This is a genomic window from Rhodococcus maanshanensis NBRC 100610 (assembly GCF_001894865.1).
Classification (GTDB): domain Bacteria; phylum Actinomycetota; class Actinomycetes; order Mycobacteriales; family Mycobacteriaceae; genus Rhodococcus_G; species Rhodococcus_G maanshanensis.
Window position 1 is genome coordinate 1 of the sequence record NZ_BCXA01000019.1, and the last position, 1,654, is coordinate 1,654.

Genomic DNA, 1,654 nt, shown 5'->3' on the forward strand with positions numbered 1-1,654 from the left:
TGGGTTCGGTCGGCTTGGTCGGGTCGGACGAGCCGAATGAACCGAGTGAGCCGAGCCCGGGCGTTTCAGAGGGGCCGGCCGGTCCCTGCGCCACGCGCACGAATTTGAGGAAGTCGGGCAACTGCAGGCCCTGACCCCCGGCGATGTCGTGGACGCCCAGCACGATGTCGTTGTTGACGGTGTCGACCTTGGCGCCGTTGATGTGCCCGGACAGCGGTGCGGGGAGTTGCTGGATCCAGGTGTCGAGCTGGCCGAGCAGATCGCGCAGGGCGTTCTCGCTGCGCGTCTGGTCCTTGACCTTGAAGCCGGCGGCCTCCACGGCGGTGCGGGCGGCGGCCTTCTCCGGTCCGTCGGCCAGGCCGACCAGCGGGGTGCCTGCCTTATCGAGCCAGGCGCCGGCGTAGGCGGTGGGGAACTTGCCGCGAAGCGTCTCGGCGAACGTCGCCAGTTCCTGCCCGGTCCGGGCCCGGTCGAGGTACTGCTCCGGGCTGAGCCGGAGGTCGCGTTGGATCGCGGCCACCAGATCCTCGGGCAGCGCGGACGCCGGTGGGGTGGGTTCGGCCTGTGCCAGGGTCGCGCAGGGCGCGACCAGCAGGAGTGCCGCGGTGCCGATCATCGCGGCACGGCGGGCGCGTGTACTACGCATGGGAGCCTTTCGGTTTGAGCGTTGCGGATATGACCAAGGCGTTGGCTGGGTCGGTCGGTCGGTCGGTCGGTCGCAGGGACTGTATTGGTAATGATTGCCATTGACTACCGAAAATTGATGGGATGAATATTGGGCTCAGCGGCGCGCGGTGGCCCGGACCTGTGAGTCGGGGCCGTCGCTCGGAATGCGAAAGGGGCCTCGGGCGCGAAAGTTCGCGTCCGAGGCCCCTTTTCGGGAATTCTGTGTGCCTAGTTGGTGCGGACCTTCAGGCCGGGATTGTCCGCGAGGATCGACTTGATTGGTGTCGAGACGGTGCGGAGCCCGGGCTTGTTGCACTGCCCCGCAAAGCTGCCGCCGGACGTGATGCCCAGCGCTTTGGTGCCGGTGATCAAGGGGCCACCACTGTCGCCGGTATTTGAACAGATGTTTGAGAAGATGGCGTCCTTGTAGGTGATCGATTTCATCGTATGGCGCATGTTGATGGCGGTGATGGTGCCGCATGTGTAGCCGGTCCTGACGCCGGCCTTGCACGCCGGGGCCCCGACCACGGGGTCGGCGGTGCCGGTGATCGGTACCGGGTCCGACCCGGGGGCGGCGCGAACGAAGTTGTTCTCGAAGCGCTTCGCGACGCTGTCGTCGATCTTGATCACACCGTAGTCCATGCCAGCGACGGTTGACTTGTCGAAGGTGCCGAGGAAATTGAAGTCGTTGCCGTACCTTTCGTATGCACGTGAGGCGTAAAGAGTGCCCGCCTCGAGTGGGTCCAGGTCGCAGTGTCCGGCGGTGATGTTCACTGCGTGGCCGGAGCCATCGGTGCCGTTGAAACCGAACGAGCAGATGAAGGGTTTGTCGTCATCGTTCTTGGTGTTGTAGACGTCGCCACCGAGGATCGCGTCGGAGGCCGGCGGCTTGGGCTTGGTGGTGGTGGCGGCCGCTGTGATGGTGAGTTGTTGGGTGGTGGTGGATCCGGTGACGCCGTCGCGGCCGGAGAAGGTGGCGTCGACGGTT

At 65.7% G+C, this 1,654-nt stretch carries 1 protein-coding gene and 1 pseudogene; both read right to left on the reverse strand.

Features of this window, described 5'->3' with window-relative positions; all coding sequences use genetic code 11:
- Positions 1-646: pseudogene (locus tag RM1_RS10545) on the reverse strand (S1 family peptidase); the annotation flags it as partial.
- A gap of 248 nt (positions 647-894) precedes the next feature.
- Positions 895-1,654: S1 family peptidase (locus RM1_RS10550; protein ID WP_143187328.1), on the reverse strand; the 760-nt coding region annotated here is incomplete at its 5' end.